The 18,808-nt window shown below is 35.2% G+C and carries 9 protein-coding genes; 3 read left to right on the top strand and 6 right to left on the bottom strand.

Features of this window, described 5'->3' with window-relative positions:
- The first annotated feature begins 94 nt into the window (after nt 1-94).
- Nucleotides 95-355, top strand: coding sequence for a hypothetical protein (locus tag HNS38_RS15010; RefSeq protein WP_172283045.1), 261 nt, complete (start codon nt 95-97; stop codon nt 353-355).
- Between the two features lie 45 nt (nt 356-400).
- Entirely contained in the window at nt 401-7,153 is a 6,753-nt protein-coding gene (locus tag HNS38_RS15005) for a C25 family cysteine peptidase (RefSeq protein WP_172346663.1), read from the top strand.
- Between the two features lie 56 nt (nt 7,154-7,209).
- Here HNS38_RS15005 and HNS38_RS15000 read toward each other — a convergent pair whose 3' ends face one another.
- The 4 genes from HNS38_RS15000 to HNS38_RS14985 all read right to left on the bottom strand — a co-directional run bounded on the left by HNS38_RS15000 (nt 7,210) and on the right by HNS38_RS14985 (nt 12,507).
- Nucleotides 7,210-7,743 carry a DUF4395 domain-containing protein gene (locus tag HNS38_RS15000; RefSeq protein ID WP_172284392.1) on the bottom strand — a complete coding sequence of 178 codons (534 nt, stop codon included), beginning with the start codon at nt 7,741-7,743 and terminating at the stop codon, nt 7,210-7,212.
- A gap of 17 nt (nt 7,744-7,760) precedes the next feature.
- A complete protein-coding gene (locus tag HNS38_RS14995) occupies nt 7,761-8,354 on the bottom strand; it encodes an NAD(P)H-dependent oxidoreductase (RefSeq protein ID WP_172284394.1) in 594 nt (197 codons plus the stop codon).
- 221 nt (nt 8,355-8,575) lie between these two features.
- A complete protein-coding gene (locus tag HNS38_RS14990; RefSeq protein WP_172284396.1) occupies nt 8,576-9,682 on the bottom strand; it encodes a phytase in 1,107 nt (368 codons plus the stop codon).
- A gap of 56 nt (nt 9,683-9,738) precedes the next feature.
- Nucleotides 9,739-12,507 carry a TonB-dependent receptor gene (locus HNS38_RS14985; protein ID WP_172346662.1) on the bottom strand — a complete coding sequence of 923 codons (2,769 nt, stop codon included), beginning with the start codon at nt 12,505-12,507 and terminating at the stop codon, nt 9,739-9,741.
- Nucleotides 12,508-12,813: 306 nt separating this feature from the next.
- Here HNS38_RS14985 and HNS38_RS14980 point away from each other — a divergent pair, with 306 nt between their 5' ends.
- Nucleotides 12,814-14,178: an FAD-dependent oxidoreductase gene (locus tag HNS38_RS14980; RefSeq protein ID WP_216663738.1), complete on the top strand. Its 1,365-nt coding sequence runs from the start codon at nt 12,814-12,816 to the stop codon at nt 14,176-14,178.
- Between the two features lie 66 nt (nt 14,179-14,244).
- Here the strand turns inward: HNS38_RS14980 and HNS38_RS14975 are convergent, their stop codons facing one another.
- Nucleotides 14,245-14,898, bottom strand: a complete 654-nt coding sequence (locus HNS38_RS14975; protein WP_172284402.1) for a Crp/Fnr family transcriptional regulator — start codon at nt 14,896-14,898, stop codon at nt 14,245-14,247.
- 704 nt (nt 14,899-15,602) lie between these two features.
- Nucleotides 15,603-18,782 carry a translation initiation factor IF-2 gene (gene infB, locus HNS38_RS14970; RefSeq protein ID WP_172284164.1) on the bottom strand — a complete coding sequence of 1,060 codons (3,180 nt, stop codon included), beginning with the start codon at nt 18,780-18,782 and terminating at the stop codon, nt 15,603-15,605.
- Nucleotides 18,783-18,808 lie beyond the last annotated feature (26 nt).

Raw genomic sequence — 18,808 nt, 5'->3', positions numbered from 1 at the left:
TTATTAAATAAAAAAAGCAAGTGGGGCATCATCTTGGCGGAAGAACCCCACTGCATGAGTTAAATAAACATCAACCCTTTAAAAATGCAAAACTATGAAAAAGAAATTGATTTTTCTTGCAGCATTATCTATGCTGTTTTTAACAACTTTAAAAGCCCAGTATCTTGGGCAGGTCCAATTTACCAATGCAGATGTTGCTATTGAGCAAAAAGACGGATGGCATATCGCCACTATGGCAGGATGCCAAATGGAAAGTAAAGAGGGGAAGCCCTATTTGCCAGTGAAGTATTTACAAATTGCCATACCTGCGAATAAAGTGGTAAGAGGCATTGAAATTATAAGTGTTCAGCAGTAAGAGCTTTCAGGTACTTATCAAATTCAACCTACTCAGAAGGAACAAGTGCCTGGTTTTGATGCCCCAGCATTTGTAGGTCCTTTAGCGGGTATCTATAATGTAAATGCAAAATATCCTAACGAAGTTTTAAGCCATACCAGTTCTGGTTTTCAGAGTGGAGTTCAAATGGCAGCTTTAGTTTATTATCCATTGCAATATAATCCTATAACGGACAAGCTTTATCTTACAACCCAATTGGAGTATCGTATTATTTTTTCTGATGCGGCTCATCAGCCCATATCACCACGCCGTATGAGTCAGCAAAATTATGATAAAAGCAAAGATTACCTTAAAACCCAAGTTGAAAACCCAATAGATATTGATATTTATTTTCAATTGGAAAAGAACGATCCTGTATTGTCATCTCCTTTTATGCCCGATGAATTTCCAAACTTTAATGGACAGGCTGTAGAATATATCATTATTACAAATGAAGCTTTGGCGGATGGTTTTCAGGAAATAGCCGATTGGAAAACGAAAAAAGGAGTCCCCGCTTTAGTAAAAACGGTAGAGTGGATATATGCTAATTATGATGGAGTAGATAAGCCCGAGAAAGTTCGGAATTTTATAATTGATGCCTACCAGAATTGGGGAACCCAATATTTTATGCTGGGAGGCGATAGTGATGTGGTGCCAGTTAGGTATGCTTGGATGAGCCCTTTTAATAGTGCCTTAGATTCTAGAGGCCCCTTTGTAGCTGCCGATATGTATTATGCCTGTCTCGATGGTAATTGGAATGCCGATGGCGATGCTACTTTTGGCGAAGCCAACTGGAATAGGGAAAATGATGGGACTTTTGAACAAGGTGATGATGATGCAGATTTAGATCAGGTAGATCGCTTGCCCGATGTGTATATAGGGCGTATTCCGGTAGAGGATTATATGGAAAACCAAGAGTATGTGGAATTAGAAAACTTTAAAACCAAGTTTTTTGAGTATATAAAAACTTCGCAGGGTAATGAAAATAATGTATTGCTTTTTTCCTCGATGGGAAGTATAAATCATTTACAGCCAGCATTTCCTTCGACAGTTAATTTTACTACACGATATAATACTAATAATTATGATAATATGGATGTTCTTGCCGAATTTAATGGCAGTGGGTCAAATAATACCAATTATCATATAATAAGTGGTCTGGGGCATGGTGGTCCTACCTCATTTGCTGCTGCTGATGGATCCTTAAATCGTGCCCATATGGATGCTTTAACCAATACTGATAGGGGTATGATTTTCTGTATGAATCATTGTTCTACAATGCCATGGGATAAGAACACTGTTACTGAGCATTTTTTGACTGCTGAAAATGGAGGTATAGCTGTAACTGCAAATACTGAGATAAATTGGTCTGATATGGTTAGTTCTCATACAAAACCATTTTTGCAAAATCTTTATGATGTTGACAATATAATTGGAACGTCATTTAATTCCGTAAAATCTATATTTTTTAGTTCTAGTTATAAAGATAACAGAAGAAGAATACAGTTTTTCGATTTTCATTTAGCCGCAGATCCAGAAATGCCAGTTTGGACTGATAGTCCCGATTTGCAAAACCCATTGGTATTAACTACACCTACTAGTGTAGAAACTGGAGAACAAGTCATTAATATCAGCATTGGTCAGCTAGCAACGGGAGTAGAGGCTGTACTTTGTTTATATAAAGAAGACGAAGTATATAGTCGTGAAAATATAGTTGGTACAGGGAGTAATATTAGTGTAAATATTAATTGCACACCCAATACCACAGGAATTTTATATGCTACACTCACTGCTAAAAATTGCCTGCCGGTTGAAAAACAAATACAAGTAACTAGTAATAATGGTATTCATCTTTTTGTTACAGATCTCTCTATTAATGGGGATGAAAATATCGATGCTGGTGAAACTATCAACTTAGGTATTGAGCTAAGTAATTCCGGACAAAGTTATTCCAGTAGTATTCAAGCTACAATAAGCACTGCAGATGCTTTCATAAATATTCAAACTGATCAATCTTCTTATAGTAATATTGGTGGTGGACAGAGTGCATGGGGGCAGAGTAATTTTGTTTTTACTGTGGATAATGATATTACCGAAAATCAGAATGCACAATTTCTTATCACTATTACTGACAATAGTGGGGATACTTATACTGATAATGTATATTTGGAAGTTAGGGCACCAAAACTGTTGCAAGGTAATAGAATAATTACTTATACCACAAATGGAAATGGCACCGTTGAATCTGGTGAAAATGTAAAATTCAACATGGAATTATTGAATAATAGCACGTCCTTATTGCAGAATGTAACGGCAGTATTAACATCAGCTTCACCTTATGTAAGTAATATAATGCAGAATCAAGGTAATTATGGTAATATTAGTTCTTATGATAATCAAACAAATACAAATGATTACTACTTTACAGTTGCCAATAATTATCCTGGTGAACCAGAACCTTTGATTTTTAGTCTAGAGGTTACCAATAATTTCGGACAACAATGGACATTAGATTTTGATCTTCTTGATAAGCCAAACATAGATAATATCAATATAGGCTTTAAAGGAAAGACAACAAGTATAGACTTGTTTTGGACTTCCTATGAAAATATTTTAGGCTATAATATATATAGAAGTGATACACCAAATGGTCAATTTGTAAAATTGAATACTTTTGGTATACTATCTTCTGCTTTATTTGAGGATATAGGTTTGCAAGAGCTTACATCATATTATTATAAAGTATCAGCAATATCTTTGACTGGTAATGAAAGTGAGTTGTCAGATGCACAACAAGCCTGGACTTCTTTAGCGAGTCACCCAGATTGGTTCCCAATTACAGTTTCAAATGAAGAGCATGGAAAAACACTATGGGGTTCTCCTAATATAGTTGATTTGGAAAATGATGGTGAGCAGGAGATTTTTATTAACACAGGTAAAGGTGAAGATGGGTTTAATATCGGAGCTATATTTGGCTTTAGAGAGGATGGAGAAGAGCTTTACGATATTGATGATAACCCAACATCGGTAAGTGGTTTTGCCAATATCGGTATCAGTATGACCAGTACCCCTGCTCTGGGCGATATTGATAACGATGGTGTAATGGAAGTGGTTTCTGCCACCCGAATGGGAGATCCTGAATCTGATGCAACTAAATACAGGGTCTATGCTTATAAAAATCAGGATATAATTGCCCCCTTTGGGAAACCCGATTTAATGTGGGAAAAACAAATTAATTATAAAAACTTTAATGGTGTAGTCTTAGCCGATTTGGATGGCAATAGTACACTTGAAATTATCATCCCAAACCAAAAAGGAGCATACCTAGAGGTTCTTGATTGCAATGGTAATAATTACATTAATCCAATATATACAGGGGATAATTCTTCAAATAATGATGGAGTAAGTATGCCTGTTGCTGTTGATTTGGATAATGATGGAAGCAAAGAAATTGTAATTGGGCTCAAGGGAGGAATCTATATTTATAATCATGATGGGTCCGATTTTGTTGCCAATACTAATCCAGTATATACAGATGCAGGGCGAATGGATTGCCCAGTTATAGCTGCTGATATTGATGGTGATGGGGAATTCGAGATTATATTTATGTCAATAAAAAATTATGTTGGTTACGTTTATGCATTAGAAGCGAATGGTAATTTGGTTTCTGGTTGGGATAATCATGATCATAATATTCCATTAAGTATATCTTATGGAAACTTCTATCAACTACCTTATTTTACTTATGCGGATGTAAATATGGATGGTATTTTTGAAATACTAATTGCAGATAATGAAAGATTGTTAGTATGGAATCAAACAGGTGGTGAAGTTTTAGATAAAGTTCTTCCTACAGGTTTTTTAGGTAGGTGTTTGCAACCTTTAGTTGCAGATATTGATGGGATAGATGATGAATGTGAAATCATATTAACATCAAATTATGGTGAAATATATGCATTTAAGTATAATGGGGATCCAGTAGTTGGTTGGCCTTTGTATTTGAGTGATAATACGGCCTCTATACCTTTAATTGCGGATATAAATGGAAATGGGAAAAATGAAATAATTGCTAGTTCTTATTCAGATATTTTTATATGGGATACAGAAGGAAGTGCAGCAATGAACGAATGGGGAAGATTCCGATTGAACTCATATAATAATGCGGTTTATGATAAATCATGTTCCTATAATCCCATTCCAATGGAAATTAGTGGAAATGCCAGCTGGAATACTGAACGAGTTATTGATAGTGATGTTATTATTAATTCAGGAACATTAACCATTAATGCCAATGTTAAACTGGCTTCTTTATCGAAGATTATTGTAAAACCTGGAGCTCAATTAATTGTAAATAATGCCAAATTAAGTAATAATTGTGCAGAGAAATGGCAGGGAATACAAGTCTGGGGGCAAAAAGATCAACCACAAGAATCCCAATATCAGGGTAAGGTTGTATTACAAAATGCAACAATTGAAAATGCCCATGAAGCTGTTAGCCTTTGGAAATCGGGTGATTACTCTAGCTCTGGAGGAATGATAACTGCTACAAATACTACATTTAAAAATAATAGGCGATCAGTATGTTTTATGTCTTACAAAAATATTCATCCTGTTTTTGGTATAGAAAGTAATTATGCTGCTAGTTTCCGACAGTGTGAATTTATAGCAGATAATGATTATATATTGGATAATCCTTTCCATACTTTCCTTTCGATGTGGGAAGTTAGGGGTGTTCAAGTAAAGGGGTGTAAGTTTATTAATAATGCGGCATTTGATGGTCATGCTCTTTATACTTTAAATGCAGGTTATCGTTTAGATGGCTTTTGTGATGGAGCGACTGGCCCTGATGGCTGTTTGCCTCAACACTGGGACAAGAATGAATTTTTAGGTTTCGAAAAAGCTATTGAATCTTCAAATTCCAATCAATTGCAATATGCTATAAATATTGAAAGTTCTTTATTTGATGCTAATGATTATGGCATTTATTTTACAGGGATCACCAATGGAGCTACTGTTCTTTTCAATGAATTCTATGTTGGTTTTGATGGCAATAGCTTTGAAAAGGGAATATGTAACTATGCTAGTGGTAGAGGTATTCAATTAAATGAATGTTTTAATTTCACTGTTGAGGAAAACAAATTCTTTGAATCACAAAGTAATCCATCGGGTAATGATGTGGTTGGGGTTTTGGTTAATAACTGTGCTTCTGAATATGAAGAGATTTATAAAAATGAGTTTACTGGTTTAACGGTGGGTAATCAGGCGGAAGGAGTTAATCAGCTTTGGAAATCAAAAGAGGTGAATTTTGGTTTAACTTATAATTGTAATATAAATCAGAATAATACCATAGACTTTTATGTAGCTCCTGATGCTAGCATTCGAAGCTTAATCGGAAGTGCCAATATGCCGGCAGGTAATACTTTTTCTTCTACAAACCCTCAGTTTAAAAATGATGGTTTATCAAGTATCGATTATTATTACAATATGAATGAACCAGATGAAGTATTAACCTATGTTTCAAATGGAGGATGGGGTTCCATTACGGCTATACCTATTAGTAGTACTAACTTGTGCCCTTCAAATTATGGAACAGGTGGTGGTACCCCAATCGAATCAAAAATGGTTTTGACAGATACAGAAGTATCTCAACAAGAAGAAGTGTTTTATACCAATCATCAGGATTTTGAGGCCGTAAGTAGTTTATTGAATCAATTGAAGGATGGTGGAAGTACAGAAACAACTAGTTTGACTATTGCTGCAGCACTACCTCAAGATACATGGGAGTTAAGAGCCAATTTATTAGGGATGTCTCCATATTTGTCAGAAGATATATTGAAAGAAGCTTCTGATAGAACTGATGTATTACCAGAGAGTGTATTATTTGAGATATTATCAGCAAATCCAGATGAGTTACGCAATAAGAATTTGATGGATCATTTGGAAAATAAAGAACAACCTTTACCTGATTATATGATAAATGTGCTTAAGCAAATATCAACAGGAATGAGTGCCAAGACAGCCTTGGTTAGTCAGCAAAGTATGCATGCTGATTTAAAAGATAAAGCGGCCCAAGCTATTGTAAAATCAATTATTAATAAAGAAGAATATAATGTAGTAGAATTGAGAAATTGGTTGGGGAATCTTCAAAAACTAGAATCAGATAAACAAATTGTAGGCACTTATCTTTATGAAGAAGATTATACATCTGCAACTAGTTTGTTAAATATGATACCAAGCTTGTATGAACTTGAAGGTGATGATTTGCAGTCGTTTAATGACTTTAAGGGCTTGATGAATATTCAAATTGGTTTAGGTCAACAGGGAAAGAATATTTTTAATCTTTCAAATGCTGATAAAGCACAATTATCAGACTATGCAAACTACAGTACTGGTTCTGCTAAGTATGGAGCTCAAAGTATTTTAAGCTTTGTATATGGTGACGAATTTTGTGATTGTGTTTCTCCGGTTGGAAAATCAGATAAGGGAACTGAGAGTTTTAGTTATACGGAAAATGACATAGCTTCCGCTATTGGCTTAAGTGTAGTTGTAAAACCAAATCCAGCAAATGTTTATGCTTCATTTGATTATGAACTTCCAATAGGATATGAAAAGGCAAATATTTCTATTATAAATACGGAAGGAGAAGTTGTTTACCAAGATAAATTAACTGGTTCAATTGGTCAATTAACTTTGGATGTAAGTAATTATAAAAGTGGTGCTTATTTGTATAAAATACAAGTAGGGAAGTACACTTATACAGAAACATTAATTGTTCAATAAATATATAGGGAACTTATCTAAAAGCAAGGTAGATTTAATCTACCTTGCTTTTTTATTTATACCTCACAAGAATCACCCATACAATTTGGCTTTTCTTCTGGTTGCTTCAAGAGTTTTAAGTAAAGAGCTAAATAGTAGAGTTTGCAACCAATACATATCCCAAATGCCATTTCAGTAAAGATGAGAACCAAACATATAACACATAATACGCAAACTGGAATAAAATAACTTACATCATTTTGTAAGAAAAGGGAAAGGATAAAAATGGTGGAGGCTAGTGTTAATCCTAAACTCCAGGCAAAACGCTTTTGTACTGCACCAATATAAATTGGCGTTTGTTTTCTTACAAATAATCTAGCCAAAAACATGGTGGGTGCAAACCTCGGGTTGATAAATATCCCGATAATGAAATTTAACATTAAAAACCCAGAAACATAGCTTGCAACAACATAGTTGTATCGGAAATAAACTTGATTAAAAGCTACCAAACCCAATAAAAACATTATACCTGCACTGGCTCTAAGGTTTCTTTCTTCTAATACTTTAAAGGATTTGCCTTCTATGGTTTTTCCAAAATTAAAAATTGACATATTAAATTCTTTTTGGTTTAAATTAAATTGGTTAATATTTTTTTATATCGAATTAAATCGTTGCTAATTTGAGGTGCTTTTTTCACATCGAAACAAGCAAATCCTGGTAATATTTCGAATCCACAGAATTTGTAAACAGATGTGATTCCAATAAGCGCTTCATCTAAACTTTTTCCTTGAAATAGATATTGTTCTGTATCATCAAAAGCAATTTGAGGAGCGTTCCAAGTGGAAGACAGTAGAAATTGTTTGTGATGATCTGTTCCTCCTGTTCCGTATTGTTGATTGTGGTGACGAGAACGGCCATCGCTGATCACGATATTTCGTCGTTCAATCAACTTGTTAAATACTTCGTCTATATACTTTTTATAAGTCCATGGCCCAGCAAACCAATACACTGGAGTTTGAGTGATGATGAGGTTGGCCCACTCGTGCTTCTCTGCTTCTTCTTCAATGTCATAGCCAGTATCAATGGTTGTAATTTTCACTTTATGATTAGCCTCCTTAAAAATAGTGGTGGCAAATTCTACTAAATGTTGGTTTAGTTCTCCTTCAGAACTTTTATAATACTGATGTGCATTGATGATCAGTATGTTTTTTTTCTTTTTCATAGCGTGTGAGACTGTATTTTGCAAAATTAGTAATCGTGTGATTCGCTGGTGTTAATGGAATGTTATTGATTTTACGAGTATTGTATAATTTGTTAAGTTGATTTGGTTGGAGGTTTTAGAGGTTTATTAAATTGCTATGGGTTTCAACCCATTGCAATAAAAAAGCCGCCCCCAGAAGAGGACAGCTGACAAAAGGGTATGATACAGATGTTGTTTCTTTTTTAAAAACCTTTATGTTGATTATCAATTAAAAGAGGAGGTTGTATTGATAATGCAATATCTTCCCATGGAACTAACTTAAAGTTTTGTGTATTAGTTTTTCCATTGGATTTGTTCTCGCCATCTTGAGCTATAAAGAAGCCATTCGGATATTCATTCCCCATATTAAGGTTTATCACATCAATGCCATCTGTTTCGCAGGTTCCATCTATGGTTTTACCTTCTCCTATTCTAAAACTTCCTATATACTTGTGTGGGCTCTTTCTTGTAAAAATGGCATAAGAATTATTTCCTTGGCTAGATGCTAATAAGTAACCCTCACCATTTTTTGCAAAATAGATACTAAGACCTTCCACATCAGCCATTATTTCTTTTCCAATAGTGGCATCACAAACCAATTCTTTTTTAGAGTTTCTATTGCGCAGATTTAATTTCCAAATTCCAAAATCTTCCTCTCCAATAAATAGGGTTCCATTTTCATGGTCGGCGACTAAACCTTCGCATTGGTTTTCAAATTTATAGTTTCTGATATTTTTGTATCTGATACTTTGTCCATCAAAGTAAAGCAGGTTTTGTTCCAATAATCCGTCTTTTCCAATGGAGATACTGAAGATTTCTTGAGTGTCCGGATTCTTGTAGAAGCAAAAACCATATATTTCTTCTGAAAGACTTGGTATTTTGAGGAGGGCAAGTGAATCAACTGATGAGTTTTGTTTGTTGTATCGATAAATGGATACCGTATTGTCTGTTCTGTTAGAACCTCCAATAATATCAATTTGATCATTACCTATGTTTAGCTGATATTGCACATCACAATTGTTGATCTTACCCACCGCTTTAAATGAAAGTAAATCGCCATGTAAATTATAAACCCCTAATCCTTTTTGTTTATCTGTTGCAATAATGGTGCTTTTACTTGCATCCTTTTTATTATACCATATGGCAGGGTCATCTGCTGCATCTCCTTTAGAGCTTACAGATGTGGTTTGTGAACTTGCAAAAACATCGGGAAATTCGTCATCGAAATTATTTTTACAGCCACAGCTGATCAGATTTATGCTTAATAGAACCACCATAGAGTATTTTAATAGGTTTAATTTTTTTTTCATTTCTAAATTTTTAAAAAAAGGCCAGCCACACAACTGACCTTTTTGATAAACTCAATCTACTCATTATCTAAAAACATGTCGAATTTAATACCTGCAGTTATTCTGGTATTATAATATTCGGCTTGCATCATTCTGTCTACATGGCCTTGATAATATCTTAAAGGCTGGTTTGTTAGATTACTAGCATCAATAAATATTTTCCAATGTTTAGCAAAGGCATAGTAGCTATTTATATCTAAGTAAAAAACTTGGTCATACCATTTGTCATAAAACTCTGTTTCACCAATCCCTTCTGAATCTCTGAAAGCACTAGCCCAATTGGCTGATACCCTAATGCTAAATCCTTTGTGTTCCCAAGAAATAGATGCGTTTAAATTGTTTTCTGGAGTTCCAGGTAATGAAAGTTTTTCATCTTCTCTACCTTCTATCTCAAAGTTCTTTACTTCTGAATAAATATAGGTGTAGTTGGCATAAACTCCAATTCCTTTAAGAGCACCAGGTAAAAAATCTAGTTGTCTTTGGAATGCTATTTCGGCCCCAAAAATGGTTGCATCACCACCATTTACTGTGTTGGAATATTTATCCCAAGTATGACCTTCAAATTCATAATCTCTTAATTCAGTTTCAATAATGAAATCACTAATGCTTTTGTAAAACAATCCTCCAGAAAGTAAACCAATGCTTTTGAAGTAATTCTCATACATTAAGTCTAGGTTGTTAGAAGTTGTAGGATTAAGAGAAGGGTTACCAATCTTGATTTCATTGTCTTCCATATAAACTTCTCTATAAGGAACCAAATCGTAGTAGTTTGGTCGTGCTAGAGTTGAAGTGTATGCAAAACGAATGATTTGATTATCGTCAAGAAAATATTTTAATTGTAAGTTAGGCAGAACATTGGTATAGCTATCTGTAGCTTTAGGAGTTTGGGTAAGTTCATCTTCATCGGCATCATAGCTATAACCTTGCGATTCTAAAGAGGTATTCTCTATACGAAGCCCAACTGTTGCCTTTAATTTTCTCCCTAAGTTTTGCTTGAGCATGATATAAGCCGAAGTAATGTCTTCTGTGGCATTATAATTCCCAGCTAATTCTTCATTCACTTTGGACTTGTCAAAATAATCGAGGTTACCAAGGTTTTGGTTTCCTAAGAATTCGTTGTCAACAAAGTGCCCCGCTTGGTAATCTCCGGCTAAGAAATTGTCTTTGGTTTTGTCAATAAGGTTTTGCTGTGCTAAGGCGTTAAAAGAATCTTCATCGAGTGGTTCATATTCGTAGAAGTTATTGTCTCTTTGCTTTTCTTTACCACGGTATTTGGCTCCAACTTTAATTCTGTTTTCGAAGTCTCCTGTCATTAAAGGAATTTCAAGATTTAACTTGGCTTTTAAATCTATTTCATCGGTATATTGGTTTTCCTCTGTTAGCTCTTTTAAGCCATAGTTTGCATTAAAATCGGCATATTCTGGGTCAACCATAAAACTAGGTTTGTTTGGGTCAGTGAAGTTGGGTATTACTTCTACATCTTCTGCATTATAAGAAATATATCTTTCGTTTGGTCTTTCTTCGGAGGCTTTGGCATAAGAAGTAGACCAGTCTAATTTAATATTACCTAACAAGTGTTCACCTTTTAGTTTCCCGGTCATGGTTCTTTGGTCTTCTAAACGAGCTGATTTATTATCGTTGGAACCACCTTTGGTCTGACGACTAATTTCAGTATACCATTTGCCATCCTCTTCATTATACTCTATGTCTTTATATCTTCTACGAAATCTGTTTTCCCAATCGTTTCTGTGATTATAAATACCGCTTAAAGTAATGGTGTGTTTTTCGTTAATCTTATAGTCGAAGGCTAGTGAAGCACTTTTTCTAATTCTCTGTACTTCATATTGACGAACTTGAAAATCGGTGGTATAAACATTGCCATTATCATCCATTTCCCATTCAGCTTCTATATTATCTGAACCAAGTGGATTGTCATAATAGGAACCACTAAATACAACACCTAATTTGTCTTTTGCAAATCTTGTGGCAACAATAGCGGAGGCTGTTAATGTAGGTTTGTTTGAGATAATATTATAACCAGATCCTAAAGTAGCAGAGAATCTTGTGGAGGAAGGAGCAGAACGAGTAACTAAGTTAATCGAGCCTCCAATAGCATCAGCATCCATATCTGAGGATAGGGTTTTAGTGACCTCAATGGTTTGAATCATGTCAGAAGGAATTAAATCTAACTGTACTGCTCTGATATCACCTTCTGCTGATGGCATTCTATCACCATTAATGGTTACAGAGTTTAATCTTGGTTCTGTTCCTCTCACATGGCCAAAACGCGCTTCTCCTTGGTCATATTGCACATTAATACCAGGAATTCTTTTGATGGCATCCCCAATATTTGCATCTGGGAATTTACCAACTTGATCGCTGGCAACGATATTGGTCACATTATCGTTGCTTTTTTGTTGGTTTAGAGCTTTAGCCTGACCTTGTAGCTGATATCCAATTTCAACTTCATTTAATAATAAACCAGGAGTTAGTTTGAAGTTTACTTCTGAATTCTCACTTACTTTAATTTCAACTTCTTTTGTTTCGGAACCATAACCAATATAGCTCACAGTAATAATTTGCTTACCAACAGGAACTTGCACTAAAGTGTAGAAACCATTTACATCGGATACGGTTCCTATTTCAAGAGCTTCAATATTTATGTTAGCACCAGGAAGTGGTAGTTTGTCATCATCAAGGATACGGCCTGTAATGACAGAAGTGGATTGGGCGTTAATAATAAAACTGAGGGATAATAACATTAATAAAAAGCTGATTTTCTTCATTTTGATTTGATTTTAGTTTGGTGCGAAATTAGATTTACTGCTTGCAAATCGTGTTTTTTTGCTTTTATGATAATGTTAGTTTGACGTTAATATGGGTGTAAAATCTCATTCTGTTTAAATGAAATTAACAGACTATTCATGCTTATTCTTCTAATTATTTTTTTTAAAAAAATGAGAAAAAATTATAATAAAGAGAATATGCTCATTATATTTGCAAAATGAAATGTGACCAGACTCCCAATTTATATTTATGATTGTCAGCCTTCTTGCATAGAGAAATGAGATTTATAATTTAAAAAATAAATGATGAAAAAAACTGATGTTTTAATTATTGGTAGTAGTGCTGCTGGATTGGTGGCTGCAACTACAGGTAAGAGAGTTCATCCTAATAAGGATTTTACAGTAGTAACAAAAGCTCCTCAAACTCTTATCCCTTGTGGTATTCCTTATGTGTTTGGAACCGTTGGAACCACAGATAAAGATATATTGCCAGCTGAGATGATGTTTGAGAAAACAGGAGTTGATACTATTCATGATGAAATTATAGAAATAGATAGAGAAAAGAAGACTGCTATTTTGAAATCTGGTGAAGAAATTCAGTATGATAAATTAGTGATTGGCACAGGTTCTAACCCTTTAAAGCCAAAATGGTTAAAGGGAGTGGATTTAAAAGGTGTTTTCGCAGTTCCAAAGGATAAAGTGTATTTAGACGAAATGCAGACTAAGCTCAATGATGCCAAGAAGATTGTTACCATTGGGGCAGGATTTATAGGCGTAGAAATTTCAGATGAGTTGGTTAAAGCTGGTAAGGAAGTGGTTTTGATAGAGAGACTTCCTCATATCTTGGGATTGGCATTTGATAAAGATATCTCTATGCGGGCCACTGAGATTATCGAAAAAAGAGGAGTTAAATTAGAAACAAATTGCACTGTTAAGGAATTGATTGGAACTGATAAAGTGGAAGCTGTTTTGTTAGAGGATGGCAGAAGAATAGAAGCCGATGCTGTTATTCTTAGTTTGGGCTATACTCCTAACTCCAAGTTGGCGGCTGAATCTGGTCTAGCAGTTAATAAGCAAGGATTTATTTCAGTTGACGAGTATATGCGCACCGAAGATTCAGATGTATTTGCGGTAGGTGATTGTGCTGAGAAAAGAGATTTCATCACTCGTAAACCTAGTCAGGTGATGTTGGCTTCCACTGCTTGTGCCGAAGCTCGAATTGCCGGAATGAACCTATTCAAGCTGTCTGCCATTAAAACATTCAGTGGGACAATTTCTATTTTTTCAACAGCTCTTGGAGAACATGGTTTTGGAGTAGCTGGTTTAACAGAGAGAGTTGCAGAGGCAGAAAACTTCGATTTTGTTACTGGAGTATTCGATGGCATAGATCGGCATCCTGGCTCTTTACCTGATACGCATAAGCAGTATGTTAAATTGGTAGTTGGAAGAGAATCTGGAGTGATATTAGGAGGAGAAGTGGCAGGGGGCTTATCTGTTGGCGATTTAATAAATACCATAGGTTTTATCATTCAAAATAGGATGACTCTTAATGGTATTTTAACTGCTCAGGTGGGAACTCATCCTCTTATGACTGCATCTCCAGCTGGTTATCCTTTAATAAAGGCGGCGGAAAACGCTTATTCCAATATTTTAGCCGTAAATAAACAATAGATGATAATCATCAATAATAAGTAATTTTATTTGTTTCAGCCTCCTCAATTTACGAGGGGGCTTTTTTTATCCAGCATGACTAATTCGTTTGATCAGTTCTGTGTTTAGAATTTTAATTTTCTTGCCTTGTACTTCTATCAATTGGTCTTCAGTAAAGCCATGGAATAGTTTTGTTACAGTTTCTCTTGTAGCTCCAATATATTCTCCAAATTCAGTTCTTGTTAGAGGGAAATCAAACTCAATTCTATTAAATATATTCTCAGAAAAATACAAGAGCCCATCAGCAAATTTTGCATGACTTTGTTTCTGCATTTTGTTGACGCACTTTTGATAGTGGTTTACAGTTTCTCTACTTAAGGTTTTAATGAGTTCTAGCGCGAAAGCCCCATTTATCTCAATTAATTGTTGATAGCCTTTGTATTCAATGAAACAGGAAAACACTTCAGAAAGTGCTGATACAGAGTAGCTATGAGTTTTATTTGCAAAAACATCTGGAATTCCAACAAAGATTGGACCTTTATCTATTTTTAAAATTTCATCTTTTCCTAGTGGGCCTTTGATGTGAAGTTTCACTATCCCTGATTTGACAAAAATGATATTTTGAGTAAATAGACCCTGTTTTATGATATGTTCTCCTTTTTGAAAAACAACTTCGGTACTGGTGCTACATAATAAGTCTAATTCATTTTCATTGAGGTTGAAAATTGGACTGGATTTCACAGCACAGTCTTTGCAAGTATTATGTTTTATCAGTTGACTCATGGTATTAGTATGTATATATACAAAGGTAGCATTTCAATCTACGAAATACCATAAGTAAATGAGATATAGACTTCATTTTATTAGTAATGTTATCACACTTTGGGTTAATTGATGCACGGGCGATTTGTTAGGTATTATAAGTAATTATTAGGTTTTTTGTAATACGAAATTTAAAAATGAGAAATCATGAAAACACAGAAGAATTTAAGATTATGTGGGTCGTTTTGTATGGCTATTTTACTTGGGGTTATCGCTTTTAATTTCATTGGATTATTTTTGGGAATTCTATATTTAACTTTACTATAATTAGTGCTTGCCAGAAAACGCCTATTTCTTCGTTACTCTTGTTTTGAAAATTGTTATTTACAAATGTAAACGCCTGATATTCAAAGCTGCGAAAGTCTCGAACTTGACGCCTTCTGACTAAGCACTCCAAAAATCAGTAGTTTTCTTGCTGACACTAATTAGGGTGTTCATATAACTTCGCAGTATAAGTGCCTGCTGCACTTTATCATTGGAGTTATAAAAGTGGTAATCCTTTAAAAGTTTAATGAGAACGTTATGGTATCAATGGATTTCCAACTTGTAAATAGTATATTTACTGGCACAAAAAAAGAGCTTATTCAATTTGAATAAGCTCTTTCTATTCCTATATAAATAGATTAGAGTGTCCTAGCAGTTTGAACAATTTCATATCCTTCAACAATATCACCTACTTTGATATCATTGAATTTCTCAATATTCAATCCGCATTCGTAGCCACTAACTACTTCTTTTACATCATCTTTGAAACGTTTCAATGAGCCTAGTTTTCCTGTATAGATAACCACACCATCTCGGATGAGTCTAATTGGGGTATTTCTGGTGATTTTACCATCTAATACTTTACAACCAGCAATAGTTCCTACTTTCGTAATAACAAATACTTCTCGTACTTCTACGTTGGCTACTATCTTTTCTTCCTCTTGTGGAGCAAGCATACCTTCTAGAGCTAATTTAAGCTCTTCGATAGCTTGGTAGATAATAGAGTATTGTTTAATTTGAATGCCTTCAGTATCTGCTAACTTACGAGCTTGCATGTTAGGTCTAACTTGGAAACCAACGATAATCGCATCAGAAGCAGAAGCTAATAATACATCAGATTCGCTAATTTGTCCAACAGACTTATGAATCACATTCAATTGAACTTCGCTTGTAGAAAGCTTGATTAATGAATCGGAAAGTGCTTCCACTGAACCATCCACATCGGCCTTAACAATAACATTCAATTCTTTGAAATCACCAATGGCCAATCTACGACCAATTTCATCCAAGGTAATATGTTTCTGAGTACGGATACTTTGTTCTCTTTGTAATTGCTCACGTTTAGTAGCAATTACTTTAACTTCACGCTCATCAGCTAATACGATAATATTGTCACCAGCCTGAGGTGCATTGTTTAAACCAAGCATCAATACTGGTGTTGCAGGTCCAGCTTCTTTAATGTTTTGATTGTATTCATTAAACATAGCTTTTACTTTACCATAACTACTTCCGGCGAGTACCATGTCTCCAACGCGAAGGGTACCATCTTGAACCAAGATTTTGGTCACATATCCACGACCTTTATCTAGAGATGCTTCAATTACACTACCTACGGCTTTACGTTTAGGAGTAGCTTTTAATTCTAGCATGTCAGCTTCTAATAATACTTTTTCTAGTAAGTCTTCAACACCATCACCTTTTAAGGCTGATATCTCTTGACTTTGGAATTTACCTCCCCAGTCTTCTACTAAGATATTCATCTGTGATAATTCATTTTTCACTTGGTCAGCATTGGCGCCAGGCTTATCCATTTTATTGATGGCAAAAACGATTGGAATTCCAGCAGCTTGAGCGTGGTTGATGGCTTCTTTGGTTTGAGGCATCACACGGTCATCAGCAGCAATTACGATAATTGCAATATCGGTAACTTTAGCACCACGAGCACGCATCGCTGTAAAAGCTTCGTGACCAGGTGTATCAAGGAAAGTAACACTTCTGCCATCTTTTGTAATAACTTCGTAAGCACCAATGTGCTGAGTAATACCTCCAGCTTCACCTGCTACAACGTTAGCAGAACGAACGTAATCCAATAATTTTGTTTTACCATGGTCAACGTGGCCCATTACAGTTACAATTGGAGCTCTATCTTCTAAATCATCTTCACTAAAGTCTTCTTCATCTGTTTTAATAGATTCACTGGCTTCAACACCCACGAATTCTACTTGAAAACCAAATTCTTCGGCAACTAATAAAAGAGTCTCTGCATCTAAACGTTGATTGATGGAAACGAAAAGACCAATACCCATACAGGTAGCAATAATCTTGGTAACAGGAACATCAATCATATTAGAAAGGTCATTGGCAGTAACGTACTCAGCAACTTTAATTACTTTTAGTTCTTCAATTTCCTTCTGCATTTCTTCTTCTGCAAGCTTATGAACGTGGTCTCTCTTATTTCTTCTATGCTTTGAAGCTTTAGATTTCCCAGCTGGTGCTAAACGTGCTAAAGTATCTTTTATTTGTTTGCGGATTTCTTCTTCTGTAGGTTCTACCTTTTTAACAAGAGGAGTTCTTGTATTTGGTTTCTTACCTTTTCTACGGTTACTCTGAGCATTGCGATCTCCAGGTTTTTGACCTTGTCCACCACCTTGACCAGCTTGTCCAGGTCTGTTTCCAGCACCAGTACCTTGTTTAGCTGTAGTTGAATTTGGATCAACAGGCTTTTTGATTCTGGTACGCTTTTTCTTCTTTCTATTTTTAGAATCTGAAGAAGATGCTTCAGGTAGCTTTTTCTTTTCTCTTTTAGGCTCTAATACGATGGTTCGTAATACTTTTGGGCCTGTAAGTTTCTCAGCTTTAGCTCTAATAGTTTCAATCTCTGGCGCCTCAGGTTTGGCTGAGGCTTGAGCCTTCACTTTTTCTGCTTCAACAGCTTTGGCTTCGTCTTCTTTGGCTTTAATGGCTTTGCTATGTGCAATAGCCTTTTCAGTGGACTGCTTTCTCTGTTCACCTTTGTTTGCCTTTTCTTGACGTTTTTCTTCTTTTGACTTTGGTTTTGGTCTAGTAGACCAATTGGTATTGTCCAAATCAATTTTGTCGACAACCTTAGGATGATGTCCGCCTTGATCTGATTCTACAGGAGTTGGTTTTGGTTCATTCAGAACTGTTTTCTCAGCCACTACAGGTTTTTCTTCTTTTATAATAGGCACGTCGGCTTTTGGGCTTATGGCTTTCGGAGCTTTATCCTCAACAGGAGTAGTACTTTCTTTTATTTCTTCCGCTTTTGGTGGTACGGTTTTTTCTTTTACTTGTTGAACTGGCTCTTCTTTTACCTTTTCAACAACTGGAGTTTCAATAACAGGAGCAGGATTTTCCTCTACTTTTGGAGTTTCCACTACGGGAATTTCCTCAGCCACAACAGGTTTTGCCTTTGGAGCTTCTTCTTGTTTAGTTGGTATTGGCTCAACAATCTCCTCGGGAGTATTTTTCTTTGGGCTTGGAGTACTCTTTGTAGAGGATCCTTTTAATGAATTATCATGAATAATGAAATCATTACCAGAAGATTCTTCCTCTACTTCTACTTCTTCAACTTCTGTTTGGTTTAAAGAAACAGGAGTACGATCGGTAGCAAGGACTCTCTCGTGAGCTTTTTCTTTAACATCCTTTTCCGATTGATACTCTGCCACCAACAAAGATACCATATCAGGAGTTAATTTACTGTTTGGACTGAAGTCGTCTTTAAAGCCTTTTTTATTGAGAAAATCTGTGATAGTGTTTACACCTACATTGAATTCTCTTGCAGCTTTTGTCAACCTCATAGGTTTATTGCTTTTTGCCATATTAT

The organism is Lentimicrobium sp. L6, assembly GCF_013166655.1.
Taxonomy (GTDB): domain Bacteria; phylum Bacteroidota; class Bacteroidia; order Bacteroidales; family UBA12170; genus UBA12170.
The sequence above is the reverse complement of the archived record's forward strand: the minus strand, read 5'-3'. Positions and strand labels throughout refer to the sequence as shown.

Coding starts and splice junctions, on each gene's coding strand:
- HNS38_RS15010 (WP_172283045.1), top strand. CDS start 95: ATGAAAAAGAAATTGATTTTTCTTGCAGCATTATCTATGCTGTTTTTA.
- HNS38_RS15000 (WP_172284392.1), bottom strand. CDS start 7,743: ATGTCAATTTTTAATTTTGGAAAAACCATAGAAGGCAAATCCTTTAAA.
- HNS38_RS14995 (WP_172284394.1), bottom strand. CDS start 8,354: ATGAAAAAGAAAAAAAACATACTGATCATCAATGCACATCAGTATTAT.
- HNS38_RS14990 (WP_172284396.1), bottom strand. CDS start 9,682: ATGAAAAAAAAATTAAACCTATTAAAATACTCTATGGTGGTTCTATTA.
- HNS38_RS14985 (WP_172346662.1), bottom strand. CDS start 12,507: ATGAAGAAAATCAGCTTTTTATTAATGTTATTATCCCTCAGTTTTATT.
- HNS38_RS14980 (WP_216663738.1), top strand. CDS start 12,814: ATGAAAAAAACTGATGTTTTAATTATTGGTAGTAGTGCTGCTGGATTG.
- infB (WP_172284164.1), bottom strand. CDS start 18,782: ATGAGGTTGACAAAAGCTGCAAGAGAATTCAATGTAGGTGTAAACACT.